The organism is Streptomyces sp. 1-11 (genome assembly GCF_007176755.1).
In the GTDB taxonomy this organism is placed as follows: Bacteria; Actinomycetota; Actinomycetes; order Streptomycetales; family Streptomycetaceae; genus Streptomyces.
In genome coordinates, this window is the sequence record NZ_BJTV01000025.1 from 1 (window position 1) to 18,867 (window position 18,867).

An 18,867-nucleotide genomic window follows, 5' to 3' on the forward strand; every position below is an offset into this window, starting at 1 on the left:
CCCGACCCCCCCGGACCCCCCGAGCTACTGGGCGCCCCGCGGAACCCCGGAGGACCCCCGCACCATCAACTCCCCCCGCACCGAAGCCACCCCTCCAGGCGGAGCCTCCTCACGGCCCATCGCGATCCGCCCCGCCCGGGCACCCGCCTCGGACAGCGGCAGCCGCACCGTCGTCAGCGACGGCACCGCGTCGATGCTGAACGGCAGGTCGTCGAAACCGGCCACCGAGACGTCCTCGGGAACACGCAGCCCGGACTCGCGCAGCGCGGCGCACGCGCCCAGCGCGACGGAGTCGTTCGCGGCGACGATCGCCGTCAGGGACGGGTCCCGGCGCAGCAGTTCCAGCGTGGCCTCGTGACCGGACCGGCGGTCGTAGCGGCCGTGCACCGTCCAGCGCGGGTCCTCCTCGACGCCGGCCGCCGAGAGCGCCGCGCGGTGGCCCTCCAGCCGGTGCCGGGTGGTGGTGCGCTCCTCGGGGCCCGCGATGTAGCCGAGCCGGCGGTGGCCGAGGCCGATGAGGTGGTCGGTGAGGGCGCGGGCGCCACCGCGGTTGTCGAAGGTCAGCGCGACGGCCCCGGTGTCCGGCGCGGGCGGCCGCCCGCACAGCACCACCCGGGTACCGGCCTCGGCCAGCTTGCGCAGCTTGGCCGAGACCGCCGCGGCGTGCGGCGCGTTCTCCACGGCCCCGCCGGTCAGCACCACCGCCGCGGCCCGCTGCCGCTGCAGCAGGGTGAGGTACGTCAGCTCCCGCTCCGGCGAGCCGCCGGTGTTGCACACCACCGCCAGCCGCTCGCCGCCGGCCCGGCCGCCCGGCCCCCCGATCTCGGCCTGTATCGCGCTGGCCATGATCCCGAAGAACGGGTCGGCGATGTCGTTGACGAGGATGCCGACGAGGTCGGAGGTGGCGGCGGCGAGCGCGCTGGCCGGGCCGTTGAGGACGTAGTCCAGCTCGTCGACCGCCCGCAGCACCCGCTCCCGGGTGGAGGCTGCCACCGGGTAGTTGCCGTTCAGCACGCGCGAAACCGTCGCGGGGGAGACCTGAGCGCGGGCGGCCACATCCGCCAGGGTCACCGTCATCTCGTCGTCCTCCGGTCGCGCATGGGGTCGCGCATTGGTGCTCGTACGTCCTCGTGGACAGGCGGCGCGCGGTCACGGTTCCGCGCGCGCCGAGCAGACCATACGGCCACCCGGGCCGTTCGTTCGCCCCCTCGAACAACTCGAAGAGGACACGGTCTTGTCCCGACCTGTGTGCAGAGGCTAGCTTCTCATCGGATAGAAAGCGCTTGCTGCACCCGCTGACGATGACGACGCCGGCACCGCCGAGCAAGGCCTCCCGGCGTTACGAAGGGGACTGACGTGACACGCAAGACGGTGCGTATCGCCATGAACGGCGTGACCGGACGCATGGGCTACCGCCAGCACCTCGTCCGGTCGATCCTCGCCCTGCGCGAGCAGGGCGGCCTCGACCTCGGCGACGGCACCGTGCTGTGGCCCGAGCCGATCCTGCTCGGCCGCCGCGAGCACGCCCTGAGGCAGATCGCCGACCGGCACGGCCTGGAGCACGTCTCCACCGACCTGGACGCGGTGCTCGCCGACCCGGACGTCGACGTCTACTTCGACTCCCAGGTCACCTCCGCCCGCGAGGACGCCATCAGGAAGGCGATCGCGGCGGGCAAGCACGTCTACACCGAGAAGCCCACGGCCACCGGACTCGACGGCGCCCTCGAACTCGCCCGGCTGGCCCGCGCGAAGGGCGTCAGGCACGGTGTCGTCCAGGACAAGATCTTCCTGCCGGGACTGCTGAAGCTGAAGCGGCTCGTCGACGGCGGCTTCTTCGGCCGGATCCTGTCCGTCCGGGGCGAGTTCGGCTACTGGGTCTTCGAGGGCGACTGGCAGGAGGCCCAGCGTCCCTCCTGGAACTACCGCGCCGAGGACGGCGGCGGCATCGTCGTCGACATGTTCCCGCACTGGGAGTACGTCCTGCACGAGCTGTTCGGCCGGGTGACCTCCGTCCAGGCCCTGGCTACCACCCACGTCCCGCAGCGCTGGGACGAGAACGGCAAGCCCTACGACGCGACGGCGGACGACGCCGCGTACGGCGTCTTCGAGCTCGAGGGCGGCGCGGTCGCCCAGATCAACTCCTCCTGGGCGGTGCGCGTCAACCGCGACGAACTGGTCGAGTTCCAGGTGGACGGCACCGAGGGCTCCGCGGTCGCGGGCCTGCGCAGGTGCCGCGTCCAGCACCGCTCGGCCACCCCCAAGCCGGTCTGGAACCCGGACATCCCCGCCACCGAGGCCTTCCGCGACCAGTGGCAGGAGGTCCCGGACAACCAGGAGTTCGACAACGGCTTCAAGGCCCAGTGGGAGCTGTTCCTCAAGCACGTGCACGCCGGCACCCCGTACCACTGGGACCTGCTGGCCGGCGCCCGCGGCGTCCAGCTCGCCGAGCTGGGCCTGCGGTCCTCGGCCGAGGGCCGCCGCATCGAGGTCCCGGAGATCGCGCTGTGACCCTCGCCCTCCCCGGCGCCGACGGGAGCCTGCGCGGCTACGAGCCCAGGACCGAACCGCTCGCCGCCACGCCCGGCACCCCCCTGACCTCCCGCACCGTCTTCTCGGCCGCGCACGTCGTGGCCGACCCGTTCGCCGACACCACCCCCGACTCGCCCGCCGCGGTCGACTGGGACGCCACCCTCGCCTTCCGCCGCCACCTGTGGTCCCACGGGCTCGGCGTCGCCGAGGCGATGGACACCGCCCAGCGGGGCATGGGCCTGGACTGGGCGGGCGCCGCCGAGCTGATCCGCCGCTCGGCGGCCGAGGCCCGGTCGGTGGGCGGCCGTATCGTCTGCGGCGTCGGCACCGACCAGATCACCGGCGGCGGCCTCGCCGACGTCCGCGCGGCCTACGAGGAGCAGCTCGCGGTCGTCGAGGAGGCGGGCGCGCGGGCCGTCCTGATGGCGTCCAGGGCGCTCGCCGCCGCGGCGCGCGGCCCCGAGGACTACCTGGAGACCTACGGCCACCTGCTGCGCCAGGCCGCCGAGCCGGTCGTCCTGCACTGGCTCGGCCCGATGTTCGACCCGGCGCTGGAGGGCTACTGGGGCTCGTCCGACCTCGACGCGGCCACCGGGACCTTCCTGGAGGTCGTCGCCGCCCACCCCGACAAGGTCGACGGCGTCAAGGTCTCCCTGCTGGACGCCCGGCGCGAGGTCGACCTGCGCCGCCGGCTCCCGCGGGGCGTGCGCTGCTACACCGGCGACGACTTCAACTACCCTGAGCTGATCGCGGGCGACGACCAGGGCTTCAGCCACGCCCTGCTCGGCGTCTTCGACCCGCTGGGCCCCCTGGCCGCCGAGGCGGTGCGGGTCCTGGACACCGGCGACACGGCGGGGTTCCGTGCCCTGCTCGACCCGACCGTGCCGCTGTCCCGGCACATCTTCCAGGCGCCGACCCGCTTCTACAAGACCGGAGTCGTCTTCCTGGCCTGGCTGGCCGGCCACCAGGACCACTTCACGATGGTCGGCGGCCTGCAGTCGGCCCGCTCCCTGCCGCACCTCGCCCGCGCCTACGAACTCGCCGACGGCCTGGGCCTGTTCCCCGACCCGAAGCGGGCCGAGGAGCGCATGAGGAACCTGCTCTCGCTGTACGGGGTGAACCAGTGACCACCGAACCCGCGGACGCCGACCTCGCCCGCTTCTCCATCAACCAGATGACCGTCAGGCAGCTCGGCCTGCCCGAACTGGTCGACGCCTGCGTCCGGCTGGGCGTCCCTGGTGTGGGACTGTGGCGCGAGCCCGCCCAGTCCTATGGCGTGGCGGCGACCGCCAAACTGGTCCGGGACGCGGGCCTGACGGTCACGACCCTGTGCCGGGGCGGCTTCCTCACCGCGGCCGGCCCGGCGGAGCGGGCGGCGGCGCTGGCCGACAACCGCCGCGCGATCGACGAGGCCGCGACCCTCGGCACGGACACCCTGGTCCTGGTCTCCGGCGGGCTGCCGCCCGGCTCGAAGGACCTGCGGGCGGCCCGCGAACGCATCGCCGACGCCCTCGCGGAACTCGGGCCGTACGCGGAGGAGCACGGGGTGCGGCTCGCCATCGAACCGCTGCACCCCATGTTCGCGTCCGACCGCTGCGTGGTCTCCACCCTCGCCCAGGCCCTGGACCTCGCCGAGCGCTTCCCCGCGCACCAGGTGGGCGTGGCCGTGGACACCTACCACCTGTGGTGGGACGACCTGGCGCCCGGGCAGATCGCCCGCGCGGGCGCGGCCGGCCGCATCCACACCTTCCAGCTCGCCGACTGGGTCACCCCGCTTCCCGAGGGCGTCCTCAACGGCCGCGGGCAGATCGGCGACGGCTCGGTCGACATGCGGGAGTGGAAGGGGTACGTGGAGGCGGCCGGATACACCGGGCCCATCGAGGTCGAGCTGTTCAACGAGGGGCTGTGGGCCCGTGACGGCCGCGAGGTGCTGGCGGAGACGGCGCAGCGGTTCGTCTCCCACGTGATCCGGTGAAACCGGTTCCGCAAGCCGTACAACCCTCTGCCCGCCTCCCGTGTCGAACCTGCCGTCCGGAACTCCTGGGGAGGGGACCCTGGGGGGGATCAGGGGGGTTCCGGCACGGAGGGGAAAGCCGAGGGGGTGCGCCCGGTCGACGGACCGGGCGCACCCCCTCGAAACCTCCGGACGCCGCCCGGAGGTCAGAAGAACACCCCGCACCGCAGCAGCACGTTCGCGTACGGCCGTGCCTCCCCGGTGCGCACCACCAGCCGCGCCCCCGCCGACAGCTCCTTCAGCCGTTCGTGCGGCACCAGCGCCAGCCCCGGGAAGTGGCCGTCGAGCAGCGCGCTCGCCGCCGGATTGGCGTCGCGCACCTCCTCGGCGGCCGTGGCCCCCTCCACCACCAGCTCGGCCAGCAGCCCGTCCAGGACCTCGGCGAACGAGGGGACACCCGCGCGGAAGGCCAGGTCCACCACGCGCGGCCCGTCCGGTATCGGCATGCCCGCGTCGCACACCAGCACCCCGTCGCCGTGCCCCAGCGCTGCCAGCGCACCGGCCAGATGACGATTCAGAATGCCCGCCCGCTTCACCGGTCACCGCCCCGCGCGCCGAGCGCCTCGGCCTCCGCCGCCGTCGGGTACGACTCCTGCGCACCGCGCCGCGTCACCGCGGCCGCGCCCACCAGGGCCGCGTAGGCCGCCGCCGCCGGCAGCGCGGCGCCCGCGCCCAGCTTCCAGGCCAGGGCCGCCGTGAACGCGTCGCCCGCGCCGGTGGTGTCCACCGCGTCCACCCGCACCGACGGCACCCGGGTCACCCCGGAGGAGTCGCACACCAGCGCGCCGGCCGCGCCGAGCGTCACCACCACCGAACGCGGGCCCCGGGCCAGCAGCAGCGGCGCCCAGTCCGCCGGTTCACCGCTCACGTCCTCCCCGCCGAGGAGCACCCGGGCCTCGTGCTCGTTGACGATCAGCGGATCGCAGGCCGCCAGCACCTCCGCGGGCAGCTCGCGCGGCGGGGACGGGTTGAGCACGAACCGGCCGCCGTCCGGCAGGGTCCGCACCACTTCCTCGACCGTCTCCAGCGGGATCTCCAGCTGCGCCGACACCACCCGCGAGGCGCGCAGCAGACCGGCGGCCCCCCGTACGTCCGCCGGGGTGAGCCGGGCGTTGGCGCCGGGCGAGACCACGATGCTGTTGTCCCCGGAGGGGTCGACGGTGATCAGCGCGACACCGGTCGGCGCCCCGCCCACCAGCACGCCGGCGGTGTCCACCCCGGCCGCCCGCTGCGCGTCCAGCAGCAGCCGGCCGTGGGCGTCGTCGCCGACCCGGGCCAGCAGCGCCGTACGCGCGCCGAGCCGGGCCGCCGCGACGGCCTGGTTGCCGCCCTTGCCGCCCGGGTGGACGGCCAGGTCGCCGCCCAGCACCGTCTCGCCGGCGGCCGGCCGCCGCTCGACCCCGATCACCAGGTCGGCGTTGGCCGAACCCACGACCAGGAGGTCGTAGTCGTACATGGAATTGACTCCCCTGAGAGATGACCGGGGCGGGCGGTCCCCGAGGACCGCCCGCCCGCTCGCCTGTGTCAGCCGGTGAACCCGGCCACGTTGTCCTTCGTGACCACCTTCACCGGCACCTTGATCGCGGACCCGACCTTCTTGCCCTGGACCGCCTTGAGCGCGTTGTCGACCGCGATCCGGCCGAGCTGGCTGGGCTGCTGCGCCACGGACGCGTACAGGGTGCCGCCCTCGACCGCCTTCAGTCCGTCGGGGGTGCCGTCGAAGCCGACCACCTGGACCGACCGGCCGGCCTTGGCGCCCAGCGCCTTGATCGCGCCGAGGGCCATCTCGTCGTTGGCGGCGATGACGCCCTGGACGTCGGGGTGGGCCTGCAGCAGGTTCGACATCACGTCGAGCCCCTTGGTGCGGTCGAAGTCGGCCGGCTGCTGGGCCAGCACCTGGATGCCCGGGTAGGCCTTCAGGCCCTTGGCGAAGCCCGCCGCCCGCTCCCGGGCGGCGGAGGTGCCCGCCTGGCCCTGCAGGATGACGATTTTGCCCTTGCCGCCGAGCTTCTCGGCCACCGTCTTCGCGGCCAGTTCACCGCCGGCCACGTTGTCGGAGGCCACCAGGGTGCTCGTCTTCGCGTTGTTCACCCCGCGGTCGACGGCGACGACCGGGATCCCGGCCTTGCCGGCGGCCTTCACCGAGTTGCTCGCCGCGTCCGAGTCCACCGGGTTGACGATGATCGCGCCGGCGTTGGAGCTGGTGAAGTTCTGGAGCTGGTTGGCCTGCTGGGAGGCGTCGTTCTGGGCGTCCGTGACCGTCAGGTCCACGCCCAGCTTCTTCGCCTCGGCCTGGGCGCCCGCCCGGATCTGCACGAAGAAGGGGTTGTTGAGGGTGGACAGCGACAGGCCCATCTTCGGGTTCGTGGACGAGGAGGAGCCATTGTGCAGGAACGAGGTCGCGCCGACGATCGCCACGGTCACGACCGCCGCGAGCGCGTACGTGCCCGCCTGCCTGCCCTTGCCGCCGGGCGAGGCGCCGGCCGCCGCCGGGGCCGCCCCGGCCTTGCGGCGCAGCGTGTCGAAGAGGACGGCCAGCGCGATGACCACGCCGATGACGACCTGCTGCCAGAAGGCGGACACGTTCAGCAGGTTCAGGCCGTTGCGCAGCACGGCCAGGATCAGCGCGCCGATCAGCGTGCCGGAGGCCTTGCCGGTGCCGCCGGCGAGCGAGGCGCCGCCGATCACGACCGCGGCGATCGCGTCCAGCTCGTAGCCGTCGGCGGCCTGGGGCTGCGCGGAGGACAGCCGGGCGGCGAGCACGACACCGGCGACGGCGGCGAACACGCCGGACAGGGCGTAGATGGCGAGCTTCTGCTTCTTCACCCGCAGGCCGGACAGGCGCGCGGCCTCCTCGTTGCCGCCGATCGCGTACATCGAGCGGCCGATGTAGGTCCGGCCGAGCACCAGGGCCGCGATCAGGCCCATCACGATCATCACGAGGACCGGCACCGGCAGCCAGCCGCCGAGCGTGTCCCCGAGGTGCGAGACGGAGCCCGGGAAGGGGATCGGGGAGCCGCCGGAGATCACCAGCGACAGACCGCGGGCCACCGAGAGCATGGCGAGCGTCGCGATGAACGGCGGGAGCTTGCCGTACGCGATGAGGAAGCCGTTGACGAGTCCGGCCGCGATGCCGGTCACCACGGCCAGCAGCACCGCCACCACCACCGGCACGCCGTGCGAGGTGGCGGTCCAGGCGAGCACGGTGGCCGACAGGGCCGCCACCGAGCCGACCGACAGGTCGATGCCCGCCGAGACGATGACGAAGGTGACGCCGAAGGCGAGGACGGCCGTCACGGCCGCCTGGACGCCGACGTTGAGCAGGTTGTCGGCGGTCAGGAAGTCGCCCGACAGCGCCGACATGGCGATGACGAGGACGATCAGCGCGGTCAGCGCGCCGTTCTCCAGGAGCAGCCGGCGCACCGCCCTGGCGCCACCGGCGCCCGTCGTGCTCTTGAGCGTGTCAGTGGCCACGAGCGGCCTCCTTGTCGGTCGTGGGGTTGCTGACGGCGAGTGCCATCACTGAGTCCTGGGTGGCCTCGTCGGCGGACAGTTCGCCCGCGATCCGGCCCTGGGCCATCACCAGCACCCGGTCGCTCATGCCGAGCACCTCGGGCAGATCGCTGGAGATCATGAGTACGGCGGCGCCGGCCGCGGTCAGCTCGTTGATGAGCTGGTAGATCTCGACCTTGGCGCCGACGTCGATGCCGCGGGTCGGCTCGTCGAGGATCAGCACCTTGGTGTCCGCGAGCAGCCACTTGCCGATGACGACCTTCTGCTGGTTGCCGCCGGACAGCGTGCGCACGTGCTGGCCGAGCCCGGCCATGCGCACCCCGAGCTGCCCGGCGATCCGCGCGGCCGCCTCGCGCTGGCCCCTGAGGTCGACGAGCCCGGCGTGCGTGGCGGCGCGCATGGTGACCAGGCCGAGGTTCTCCTCGACCGACTGGTCGAGCACCAGCCCCTGGCCCTTGCGGTCCTCCGGGACCAGCCCGATGCCGGCCGCCATGGCCGCGTTGACGTCATGGCGCCTCAGGGACGCGCCGGCGACCTTCACGGACCCCTTGTCGTAGGGGTCGGCGCCGAACACCGCCCGTACGACCTCGGTCCGGCCGGCGCCGACCAGCCCGGCGACGCCGACCACCTCACCGGCGTGCACCTCGAAGCCGACGTCGTGGAAGACACCGTCCCGGGTCAGGCCCTCGACGCTGAGCAGCGCGGCTCCCCGGCCGGCCCGTTCGCGCGGGTACTGCTGCTCGATGGAACGGCCCACCATGAGGCGGACCAGCTCCGCCTCCGGGGTGGCGGCCGGGACCTGCCCGACGCTCCTGCCGTCCCGGATGACGGTGACCCGGTCGCCCAGGGCGGCGATCTCCTCCAGGTGGTGGGTGATGAAGACGATCCCGACGCCGTCCTCGCGCAGCCGGCGCACGATCGCGAAGAGCTTGTCGACCTCCTCGGAGGTGAGCACCGCGGTCGGCTCGTCCATGATCAGGACGCGCGCGTCCAGGCTGAGCGCCTTGGCGATCTCGACCATCTGCAGGCGCGCGATGCCGAGTTCCCGCACCCGTGCCCGGGGGGACACGTGCACGCCGACCCGCTCCAGCAGGACCTCGGCGTCCGCCTCCATGCGCCTGCGGTCGATCATCCCGAACCGGCGCGGCTGCCGGCCGAGGAAGATGTTCTCGGCGACCGTGAGGTCGGGTACGAGGTTGAACTCCTGGTAGATGGTGGCGATCCCGAGGCGTTCGGCGTCCTGCGCGCCGTTGATGCGCACCTCCCGGCCGCCGGCCAGGATCCGCCCGGCGTCGGGCGTGTGGGCGCCGGAGAGCATCTTGATCAGGGTGCTCTTGCCCGCGCCGTTCTCGCCGAGCAGCACGTGCACCTCGCCGCGGCGCAGGTCGAAGTCGACGCCGTCCAGCGCGACCACGCCGGGGAAGCTCTTCCTGACGCCCTCGATGCGCAGCAACTCGTCCTGGTCGCTCACGACTCGCTCCTGTTCGTTGCGTGATTCCCGTCGGGGGCCGCGCCGCACGAGCGGCGCACGACGAGGCGGGCGGGGAGGGTGACGGACTCGCCGGGCCGCCCCTCGATGCGGTCCACCAGGGCCCGTACGGCGGCCCGGCCCAGCTCGCCCGTGGGCTGGGTGATCGCGGTGACCGGCGGATCGGTGTGCACGAACCAGCGGATGTCGTCGAACGCGGCGAGCGCGATGTCGTCCGGGACGCGCAGCCCGCGCGCGCGGATCGCGTCCAGGGCGCCGAGCGCCATCAGGTTGTCCGCGGCGAAGACCGCCTCGGGCGGCTCGGGCAGGTCGAGGAAGCCCTCGGTGACCCGCCGTCCGCTCTCGGCCTGGAAGTCGCCCTGTCCGGTGTACGCGTCGGGCAGGTCCAGCCCGTATTCGGCCAGGGCGGCCCGGAAGGCCTCGACGCGCTCGCTGCCGGTGGTGGTGGCCGCCGGTCCGGAGATGATCGCCAGCCGCCGGTGCCCGAGCCCGTGCAGGTGTGCGACGAGGTCCCGCACGGCGCGCCGCCCGTCGGCCCGCACCACGGGCACCTCGACGCCCGGGATCCACCGGTCGACGAAGACCATCGGCGTCCCCGCGCGCGCGGCGTCCAGCATCAGCGGCGAGCCGCCGTCGGTGGGGGAGACCAGCAGGCCGTCTATCCGGCGGTCCAGCAGGGTCCGCACATGGTGGTCCTGGAGGTCGGGCCGCTCGTCGGCGTTGCCGATGATCACGCTGTAGCCGAGCGCGCGGGCCTCCTCCTCGACGGAGCGGGCCAGTTCGGTGAAGTAGGGGTTCAGTACGTCGCTGATGACCAGGCCGAGGGTGCGGGTCTGGTCGGTGCGCAGGGAACGGGCGACGGCGTTGGGGCGGTAGCCCAGCGCCTCGACGGCGGCCAGCACGCGCGTGCGTGCGTCCGCGCTGACCGACGGGTGCTCGTTCAGGACGCGCGACACCGTGGCGACCGAGACGCCCGCCGCGGCGGCGACGTCCTTGATGCTCGCCATCGCCGGCTCCACCTCCTTGTGGAACTCATGGAATCGATTACATCGACGTGCATGAAGGATTGGAATCGATTACACGAGCGAGAGCAAGGGGGTGCCGGGTGGCTGAAACTGAATCGTGACCCACCGGGTGTCCCGGGTCCGGCCGGGTCACCCGGTGGGCGTGATGCCGGGGGCCCGGGGTCACGCGTCCTTGGCCGCGCGCCCCAGTCGGAGGGCGGACACCAGGAAGAAGATCCCGCCGAGGAGGGCGTAGCCGGCCAGGGAGTCCAGGGAGGCGCCGGACGCGCCCGCCTGCGCGTAGAACGACGCGCCGGCGAGGACGGAGACGGCGCCGCTGGCGATCATCGCCCACTGTCCTCCCAGCCGGCGCCGGGCGGCGCCGACGAGGAGCTGGACCAGGCCCGCGGTGACGGCCCAGACGCCCCAGACGCGCAGCACCGCCGGGATCCCCGACGTGGCGGCCACGGCGAGGGCGGCGCCGGTGAGGGCGCTGAGCGCGATGTTCGCGTACAGGTGGCGCACCGGGCCGTCGTCCGCCCTGGCGGACCGGACGTCGATCACGGCGCACGCGACGTCGAACAGGGGATAGGTCACCAGGAGCACCGAGCTCCACGGGGTCAGCGCGCCGGCGGCCGGGAACAGCAGGGCGGCCCACGCGGCGGCGAACGCGAAGCGCGAGAGGTACAGCTTCCGCAGGGTCGCGGGGACGCTGGTGCGGGCGGGGGTGGCGACGAAGGTATCCACGGGGTGCCTTCCCTGAAGCGGGGGAGAACGTTCGGTCTATCTGTCATCGAAGTGGGTGCCGCGTCTGCTGTCAAGACCGAACGTTCTCCCTTGCCGTTGCGGTAACCTCGGCCCCATGAGCCGGGGAACAGCGAGGGGCAGCACGTCCGAGGCACGCAAACGCCTGCTCGGCACGGCGACGAGGGTCTTCTACGCCGAGGGGATCCACTCCGTCGGTGTCGACCGGATCATCGCGGAGGCGCAGGTGACGCGGGCGACGCTCTACCGGCACTTCTCGGGCAAGGAGGAGCTCGTCCTCGCCTACCTCGACCTGGCCGACCAGGGGATCCGGGAACAGGTCGCCGCCGCGCAGGAGAGCGGCGAGTCGCCGGCCGACCGGGTCAGGGCCGTCGCCCGCTCCATCGCCGAGGGCATCAGGTCCCCGGGGTTCCGCGGCTGCGCCTTCCTCAACGCGGTGGCCGAATACCCCGACCCGGCCCACCCCGTCCACCAGGCGGTGCTGGCGCACCGGCAGTGGTTCCTGGAAACCGTCACGGACCTGCTGGCGCGGGCCGGCCGCGAGCCCGCGGACGAGGCCGGCCGGCACCTCGTCATGCTGCGGGACGGCGCGATGGCGGCCGGCTGCCTCTTCGACCCGCAGCTGGTCACCGGGACCTTCCTGCGGGGCGTCGAGGGGATCCTCCAGGCCGCCTAGGGACTGTCGGACAGGCCCTAAGCTCCCTCTTCCCAATCCCGCCGATCCCGCCGGATCCGCCGCATCCCGCCGGGTTCGAGCCGGAACACCCGGCCTCCGCCCCGGCCCGCCTCCGCCCCGCTTCGGCCTCGCCGGAGGGGGAGTCCCCTGTCACACCTCACCGGTACCGTCGGATCATGCCCAACCAGCCATCCGCGGCCCCCGGGGAGCGCCGGCTCGCCACGCTCGAAGGCGTGCTGGAGCGGATTACCTACGCCAACGAGGAGAGCGGTTACACCGTCGCCCGCGTCGACACCGGCCGGGGCGGCGGCGACCTCCTCACGGTGGTCGGCGCGCTGCTCGGCGCCCAGGTCGGGGAGTCGCTGCGGATGGAGGGCCGCTGGGGCTCGCACCCGCAGTACGGCAAGCAGTTCGTCTGCGAGAACTTCACGACGGTGCTGCCCGCCACCGTCCAGGGCATCCGGCGCTACCTGGGCTCCGGGCTGGTCAAGGGCATCGGCCCGGTCTTCGCGGACCGCATCACCCAGCACTTCGGCGTGGACACCCTGCGGATCATCGAGGAGGAGCCGAAGCGGCTGGTCGAGGTCCCGGGCCTCGGCCCCAAGCGGACCAGGAAGATCGCCGACGCCTGGGAGGAGCAGAAGGCGATCAAGGAGGTCATGCTCTTCCTCCAGACCGTCGAGGTGTCCACCTCCGTCGCCGTGCGGATCTACAAGAAGTACGGCGACGCGTCCATCTCGGTGGTGAAGAACCAGCCCTACCGGCTGGCCTCCGAGGTCTGGGGCATCGGCTTCCTCACCGCCGACCGGATCGCCCGGTCCGTCGGCATCCCGCACGACAGTCCCGAGCGCGTGAAGGCGGGCCTGCAGTACGCGCTGTCCCAGTCCGCCGACCAGGGCCACTGCTTCCTGCCGGAGGAACGGCTGATCGCGGACGCGGTGAAGCTGCTCCAGGTCGACACCGGCCTGGTCATCGAGTGCCTCGCCGAACTGGCCGAGCCGCCCGAGGAGGGCGGGGACCCGGGGGTCGTCCGGGAGAAGGTGCCCGGTCCCGACGGCGACGCGGAGCCCGTGACCGCCGTCTACCTGGTGCCTTTCCATCGGGCCGAACTCTCCCTCTCCGCCCAGCTGCTGCGGCTGCTGCGCACCCCGCAGGACCGGATGCCCGCCTTCCGTGAGGTGCCCTGGGACAAGGCGCTCGGCTGGCTCAGGGCCCGTACCGGCGCCGACCTCGCCCCCGAGCAGGAGGCCGCCGTACGGCTCGCGCTGACCGAGAAGGTGGCCGTGCTCACCGGCGGCCCCGGCTGCGGCAAGTCCTTCACGGTGCGCTCGATCGTGGAACTGGCCCGCGCCAAGCACGCCAAGGTGCTGCTCGCCGCGCCCACCGGCCGGGCCGCCAAGCGGCTGGCCGAGCTGACCGGCGCGGAGGCCCGCACGGTCCACCGGCTGCTGGAGCTCAAGCCCGGCGGCGACGCCGCCTATGACCGGGACCGCCCGCTGGACGCCGACCTGGTGGTCGTGGACGAGGCCTCGATGCTGGACCTGCTGCTCGCCAACAAGCTGGTCAAGGCCGTGCCGCCGGGGGCGCACCTGCTCTTCGTCGGCGACGTGGACCAGTTGCCCAGCGTCGGCGCCGGGGAGGTGCTGCGCGATCTGCTCGCCGAGGGCGGCCCCGTTCCGGCGGTGCGGCTCACCCGGGTCTTCCGGCAGGCCCAGCAGTCCGGCGTCGTCACCAACGCGCACCGCATCAACGCCGGGCAGCACCCGCTCACCGACGGGCTGAAGGACTTCTTCCTCTTCGTCGAGGACGACACCGAGGAGGCCGGCCGGCTCACCGTGGACGTGGCCGCCCGCCGGATCCCGGCCCGGTTCGGCCTGGACCCGCGCCGGGACGTGCAGGTGCTCGCCCCCATGCACCGCGGCCCGGCCGGCGCCGGCACCCTCAACGGGCTGCTCCAGCAGGCCATCACCCCGGGCCGCCCCGAGCTGCCGGAGAAGCGGCTCGGCGGCCGGGTCTTCCGTGTCGGCGACAAGGTCACCCAGATCCGCAACAATTACGAGAAGGGGGAGAACGGTGTCTTCAACGGCACCGTGGGCGTCGTCACCTCGCTCGACCCGGTCGACCAGCGTCTGACGGTGCTGACGGACGAGGACGAGGAGGTTCCGTACGACTTCGACGAACTGGACGAACTGGCCCACGCCTACGCGGTGACGATCCACCGCTCGCAGGGCAGCGAGTATCCCGCGGTGGTGATACCCGTCACCACCGGCGCCTGGATGATGCTGCAGCGGAACCTGCTGTACACGGCGGTGACACGGGCGAAACGGCTGGTCGTACTCGTCGGTTCACGCAAGGCGATCGGACAGGCGGTGCGCACGGTGTCGGCGGGCCGGCGCTGCACGGCCCTCGACTTCCGGCTCCGGGGGGCCGGAACGCTCTGACCAGCGGCTCGGACGCACATCACAAAAAATGATCGATCAAATGAGTCGTGAAGGTCACAGAGCACTTCCGGTTGCCGGTCGAAGCGGGCAGGATGAGCAGGTTGGCGGCACTGAGTGCCGTCGATGGGCCCAATGGTCGACCCCGAGTGCACTCTCCTGAGCCAAATGGGGGATGGTAGAGACAGTCAGGGCACCTCGAAGATGAGGCACTACGTCGGTGAGGGAAGACGTGAGCGACAACTCTGTAGTACTGCGGTACGGCGACGGCGAGTACACCTACCCGGTGGTCGACAGCACCGTCGGTGACAAGGGCTTCGACATCGGGAAGCTCCGCGCCCAGACCGGTCTGGTGACTCTGGACAGCGGTTACGGCAACACGGCCGCCTATAAATCCGCCATCACCTACCTCGACGGTGAGGCGGGCATCCTCCGCTACCGCGGCTACCCCATCGAGCAGCTGGCCGAACGCTCCACCTTCCTGGAGGTGGCCTACCTGCTGATCAACGGTGAGCTGCCGACCGTCGACGAGCTGACGACGTTCAAGGGCGACATCACGCGGCACACCCTGCTGCACGAGGACGTCAAGAACTTCTACAAGGGCTTCCCGCGCGACGCCCACCCGATGGCCATGCTGTCCTCGGTCGTCTCGGCGCTGTCCACCTTCTACCAGGACAGCCACAACCCGTTCGACGAGAAGCAGCGCAACCTCTCGACGATCCGCCTGCTCGCGAAGCTCCCGACGATCGCGGCGTACGCGTACAAGAAGTCGATCGGTCACCCGTTCGTCTACCCGCGCAACGACCTCGGCTACGTCGAGAACTTCCTGCGCATGACGTTCTCCGTCCCGGCGGACGAGTACGAGCTGGACCCGGTCGTGGTCTCCGCCCTGGACAAGCTGCTGATCCTGCACGCGGACCACGAGCAGAACTGCTCCACCTCGACGGTCCGCCTGGTGGGCTCGTCGCAGGCCAACATGTTCGCGTCCATCTCGGCCGGCATCAACGCCCTGTGGGGCCCGCTGCACGGCGGCGCCAACCAGTCCGTGCTGGAGATGCTCGAGGGCATCCGCGACGCCGGCGGCGACGTCGACTCCTTCATCCGCAAGGTGAAGAACAAGGAGGACGGCGTCCGCCTGATGGGCTTCGGCCACCGGGTCTACAAGAACTTCGACCCGCGCGCCAAGATCATCAAGGCCGCCGCGCACGATGTGCTCTCCGCCCTCGGCAAGTCCGACGAGCTGCTGGACATCGCGCTGAAGCTGGAGGAGCACGCGCTCTCCGACGACTACTTCGTCTCGCGCAGCCTCTACCCGAACGTCGACTTCTACACCGGTCTGATCTACCGGGCCATGGGCTTCCCGACCGAGATGTTCACGGTCCTGTTCGCCCTCGGCCGGCTGCCGGGCTGGATCGCCCAGTGGCACGAGATGATCAAGGAGCCGGGCTCCCGCATCGGCCGTCCGCGCCAGATCTACACGGGCGTCGTCGAGCGCGACTTCGTCCCGGTCGAGGAGCGCTGAGCACCTGCCGGCCCCGGGGCGCCGCTTCGGCGCCCCACCCGCCGCACAGGGCCTGCCGTCACGGGCGGGCCCCGCGTCGACGGTACTGAGCGAAAAAACGGAAGGCGCCCTGACGCCGGTCCCCCCACGGGCCGACGACCAGGGCGCCTTCCCATGTCCCGGTGCGGATTCCCCCCACGGGATCCGGCCGGGCGCTCGGAGAGGACAGCGCCTGAATTCGCTGTCTGAACACCACGGGCAACGCCCGCCGTGCTCCAGTGACACGGTGCGGTCTGCCGGGACAACGCACGCTGGGAGGGCCGCTCAAAGCTTCCCGGTGTACGTGCCCCGGCAACGCATCTCTGAGGAAGTCCCCCAAGACATCCTCAGATGCCAGTCAGCGCCCCCCAAGACGCTGGTCTGACATCGCCAACTTAGACCTTCGAACCCCTTCGATGGTTACGTTCGCGTCACTGTGATCTGCGTCTCTTGCATTTGTCCTTTAGGTGCGCAAGAGCCCCGATACGGTGATCGGGACTCAAGCGTAAGGATGATGCGCGAGCCTTGTGAAGAGCTTATGTGAGGCGCGCGCCCGACTCCAGGGGGACTCCCACTTCAACTGCGGCTAACCGCCGGTAACCTCGGGCGGTTTCAGTGAAACCCGCGCAGCCGCAGGCTGTTGGTCACCACGAAGACCGAGGAGAAGGCCATCGCGGCGCCCGCGATCATCGGGTTGAGCAGCCCCGCGGCGGCCAGGGGCAGCGCGGCCACGTTGTAGCCGAACGCCCAGACCAGATTGCCCTTGATGGTCGTCAGGGTGCGCCGGGAGAGCCGGATCGCGTCCGCGGCCACCCGGAGGTCGCCGCGCACCAGGGTCAGGTCGCCGGCCTCGATCGCCGCGTCCGTGCCGGTGCCCATCGCCAGCCCCAGGTCGGCGGTGGCGAGCGCGGCCGCGTCGTTGACGCCGTCGCCGACCATCGCCACGGTCCGGCCCTCGCCCTGCAGCCGCCGTACGACGTCCACCTTGTCCTCCGGGAGCACCTCGGCGATCACCTCGTCGATGCCGACTGTCCGCGCGACCGACTCGGCGACCGTCCGGTTGTCCCCGGTGAGCAGCACCGGTGTGAGCCCGAGCGCGCGCAGCTCGCGCACCGCCTCGGCGCTGGTCTCCTTGACCGCGTCGGCGACGGCGAGCACTCCGCGGGCCCGGCCGTCCCAGCCGACGGTGACGGCCGTACGCCCGTCCCGCTCGGCCGCCTCCCTGGCGCGTGCCAGCTCCCCGGGCAGCTCGTCGTACAGCCGCCCCACGGCCACCTCACGGCCCGCCACGCGCCCGCGCACGCCCCGGCCGGGGACGTTCTCGAAGGTCTCGACGGCGGGCAGGGTCCCGGCGCGTTCCTCGGCGCCCGCGGCGATCGCCCGGGCGACGGGGTGCTCGGAGGCGTGCTCCAGGGCGCCGGCGAGCCGCAGCAGCTCCTTCTCGTCCTCGCCCTCGGCGGTGTACACCTCCTGGAGGGTCATCCGGCCGGTGGTGACCGTGCCGGTCTTGTCCAGGACGACCGTGTCGACGCGGCGCGTGGACTCCAGCACCTCGGGGCCCTTGATCAGGATGCCGAGCTGGGCCCCCCGGCCGGTGCCGACCATCAGCGCGGTCGGGGTGGCCAGGCCCAGGGCGCAGGGGCAGGCGATGATCAGCACGGCGACGGCGGCGGTGAACGCGGCGACGGTGTCCCCGGTGACGCCCAGCCACACGCCGAAGGTGCCTAGCGCGATCAGGATGACCACGGGGACGAACACGGCGGAGATCCGGTCGGCGAGCCGCTGCACCTCGGCCTTGCCGTTCTGCGCGTCCTCCACCAGCCTCGCCATCCGGGCGAGCTGGGTGTCGGCGCCGACCCGGGTGGCCTCGACGACCAGCCGGCCGCCGGCGTTGACGGTGGCGCCGGTGACCCGGTCCCCGGGTCCGACGTCGACCGGCACCGACTCCCCGGTCAGCATGGAGGCGTCCACCGCGGAGACGCCCTCGGCGACCGTGCCGTCGGTGGCGATCTTCTCCCCGGGCCGTACGACGAACCGGTCGCCGACGGCCAGGGAGGCCACCGGGACCCGTACCTCGCGCCCTTCGCGCAGCACCGCCACGTCCTTGGCGCCCAGCTCGAGCAGCGCCTTCAGCGCGGCCCCGGCGCGCCGCTTGGAACGGGCCTCCAGGTAGCGGCCTAGCAGGATCAGCGCCACGACTCCGGAGGCGACCTCGAGGTAGATGGTGGAGGCGCCGTCCATCCGCGAGACGGTGAACCGGAACTCGTCGTGCATGCCGGGCATGCCCGCGTCGCCGAAGAACAGGGCCCACAGCGACCAGCCGAAGGCGGCCAGGGTGCCGACCGAGACGAGCGTGTCCATCGTCGCCGCGCCGTGCCGGAGGTTGGTCCAGGCGGCCCGGTGGAAGGGCGCTCCGCCCCACACCACGACCGGCGCCGCGAGGGTGAGCGAGAGCCACTGCCAGTTGTCGAACTGCAGGGCGGGGATCATGGCGAGCAGGACCACCGGGGCGGCGAGCAGCGCGGAGACGAGCAGCCGGTGCCGCAGCGCGCCGAGTTCCGGGTCCCGTCCGGCGGTCGCGGCCGCCTCCTCGGGCCCCGGTCCGGGCTCCGGCGGCGGGGGTTCCTCGGCGGTGTAGCCGGTCTTCACCACGGTGGCGATCAGGTCGGCGACCTGCACGCCCTCGGGGTAGCTGACCTTGGCCTTCTCGGTCGCGAAGTTGACGGTGGCGCTCACGCCGTCCATGCGGTTGAGCTTCTTCTCCACCCGGGCGGCGCAGGACGCGCAGGTCATCCCGCCGATGAGCAGCTCGACCTCGGAGCTGTCGCCTATCGCGCTCGCCGGTTTGGCGGTGGTGCTGGTCATGTCCGGACTCCAGACATCGGACCGGGCCGTACGG

At 72.4% G+C, this 18,867-nt stretch carries 14 protein-coding genes; 6 read left to right on the forward strand and 8 right to left on the reverse strand.

The genetic code is table 11. The annotated features are described in order from the left end of the window. Window positions 1-24: 24 nt before the first annotated feature. A complete protein-coding gene (locus TNCT1_RS33445) occupies window positions 25-1,077 on the reverse strand; it encodes a LacI family DNA-binding transcriptional regulator (protein WP_143639707.1) in 1,053 nt (350 codons plus the stop codon). Between the two features lie 279 nt (window positions 1,078-1,356). Here TNCT1_RS33445 and TNCT1_RS33450 point away from each other — a divergent pair, with 279 nt between their 5' ends. From TNCT1_RS33450 to TNCT1_RS33460, 3 genes are read left to right on the forward strand one after another with little or no spacing between them, the layout of a single operon-like run. Continuing rightward, window positions 1,357-2,508, forward strand: a complete 1,152-nt coding sequence (locus tag TNCT1_RS33450) for a Gfo/Idh/MocA family protein (protein ID WP_143639709.1) — start codon at window positions 1,357-1,359, stop codon at window positions 2,506-2,508. Further along, complete coding sequence (locus TNCT1_RS33455) at window positions 2,505-3,656, forward strand: dihydrodipicolinate synthase family protein (protein ID WP_143639711.1); 1,152 nt, start codon at window positions 2,505-2,507, stop codon at window positions 3,654-3,656. Before TNCT1_RS33450 ends, TNCT1_RS33455 begins: the two co-directional genes overlap by 4 nt. A 47-nt stretch (window positions 3,657-3,703) precedes the next feature. Next, the gene (locus TNCT1_RS33460; protein WP_143639829.1) at window positions 3,704-4,504 is read left to right on the forward strand and encodes a sugar phosphate isomerase/epimerase; all 801 of its coding nucleotides are present in this window, start codon (window positions 3,704-3,706) and stop codon (window positions 4,502-4,504) included. A 185-nt stretch (window positions 4,505-4,689) separates the two neighbouring features. On the opposite strand, the gene rbsD is transcribed toward TNCT1_RS33460, so the two are convergent. The 6 genes from rbsD to TNCT1_RS33490 form a co-directional block, all read right to left on the reverse strand. After that, on the reverse strand, window positions 4,690-5,079 hold the full coding sequence (rbsD, locus tag TNCT1_RS33465) for a D-ribose pyranase (protein WP_143639713.1): 390 nt from the start codon (window positions 5,077-5,079) through the stop codon (window positions 4,690-4,692). After that, a complete protein-coding gene (locus tag TNCT1_RS33470; protein WP_143639716.1) occupies window positions 5,076-5,999 on the reverse strand; it encodes a ribokinase in 924 nt (307 codons plus the stop codon). Before TNCT1_RS33470 ends, rbsD begins: the two co-directional genes overlap by 4 nt. 68 nt (window positions 6,000-6,067) lie before the next feature. Next, window positions 6,068-8,017: a substrate-binding domain-containing protein gene (locus TNCT1_RS33475; protein WP_143639720.1), complete on the reverse strand. Its 1,950-nt coding sequence runs from the start codon at window positions 8,015-8,017 to the stop codon at window positions 6,068-6,070. Next, window positions 8,007-9,527, reverse strand: a complete 1,521-nt coding sequence (locus TNCT1_RS33480; RefSeq protein WP_143639722.1) for a sugar ABC transporter ATP-binding protein — start codon at window positions 9,525-9,527, stop codon at window positions 8,007-8,009. Before TNCT1_RS33480 ends, TNCT1_RS33475 begins: the two co-directional genes overlap by 11 nt. Continuing rightward, complete coding sequence (locus TNCT1_RS33485) at window positions 9,524-10,552, reverse strand: LacI family DNA-binding transcriptional regulator (protein WP_143639724.1); 1,029 nt, start codon at window positions 10,550-10,552, stop codon at window positions 9,524-9,526. The genes TNCT1_RS33480 and TNCT1_RS33485 overlap by 4 nt, the downstream gene beginning before the upstream one ends. Before the next feature lie 180 nt (window positions 10,553-10,732). Then, on the reverse strand, window positions 10,733-11,296 hold the full coding sequence (locus tag TNCT1_RS33490; protein ID WP_143639726.1) for a hypothetical protein: 564 nt from the start codon (window positions 11,294-11,296) through the stop codon (window positions 10,733-10,735). A 115-nt stretch (window positions 11,297-11,411) separates the two neighbouring features. Between TNCT1_RS33490 and TNCT1_RS33495 the strand changes: the two genes are divergently transcribed. From TNCT1_RS33495 to TNCT1_RS33505, 3 genes are all read left to right on the forward strand, one after another. Then, window positions 11,412-11,990, forward strand: a complete 579-nt coding sequence (locus tag TNCT1_RS33495; RefSeq protein ID WP_143639728.1) for a TetR/AcrR family transcriptional regulator — start codon at window positions 11,412-11,414, stop codon at window positions 11,988-11,990. A 176-nt stretch (window positions 11,991-12,166) separates the two neighbouring features. Then, window positions 12,167-14,431 (forward strand): ATP-dependent RecD-like DNA helicase, encoded by a 2,265-nt coding sequence (locus tag TNCT1_RS33500; RefSeq protein ID WP_143639730.1) that lies wholly within the window; start codon window positions 12,167-12,169, stop codon window positions 14,429-14,431. 229 nt (window positions 14,432-14,660) lie between these two features. Then, window positions 14,661-15,950: a citrate synthase gene (locus TNCT1_RS33505; RefSeq protein WP_143639733.1), complete on the forward strand. Its 1,290-nt coding sequence runs from the start codon at window positions 14,661-14,663 to the stop codon at window positions 15,948-15,950. Between the two features lie 630 nt (window positions 15,951-16,580). Here the strand turns inward: TNCT1_RS33505 and TNCT1_RS33510 are convergent. After that, complete coding sequence (locus TNCT1_RS33510; protein WP_143639735.1) at window positions 16,581-18,833, reverse strand: cation-translocating P-type ATPase; 2,253 nt, start codon at window positions 18,831-18,833, stop codon at window positions 16,581-16,583. Window positions 18,834-18,867: the final 34 nt, after the last annotated feature.